We start from the raw sequence: 385 nt of genomic DNA on the forward strand, positions 1-385 counted from the left end.
ATTGAAAAGCGTCGTCGTATTCATCCTTTTTTGCGTACATGTGATCTTGCCAATGCTATTGAGGTTTTAGTGGGTCGAAAACCAGATGATCGTATTCATCCTGCAACACGTGTGTTTCAGGCTCTTCGTATTCACGTTAATGATGAGCTTGGTGAACTTATGCGAGGTTTATTGGCTGCTGAAAAAGTTTTGAAAGCAGGAGGGTGTTTAGGAGTTGTTAGTTTTCATTCTCTTGAGGATCGCATAGTAAAAAGATTTTTTTCTGCTCGTTCTGGAGAAGGGGGAAGTTCACGCTATCTTCCTGATATAAAATCTAGTCTAGCAATATTTTTGCCTTTGTTTAAAGGTGTGAAGACTGCAACTGAAGAAGATTTGCACAAAAATC

Annotated in this window: 1 protein-coding gene; it reads left to right on the top strand. The window is 39.2% G+C overall.

The window, feature by feature from the left end; translation table 11 throughout:
* A partial coding sequence (mraW, locus tag J7R05_RS08980; RefSeq protein WP_208541938.1) for a 16S rRNA (cytosine(1402)-N(4))-methyltransferase occupies positions 1 to 385 on the top strand: 385 nt, incomplete at both ends.

The organism is Bartonella capreoli (genome assembly GCF_902813205.1).
GTDB lineage: Bacteria > Pseudomonadota > Alphaproteobacteria > Rhizobiales > Rhizobiaceae > Bartonella > Bartonella schoenbuchensis.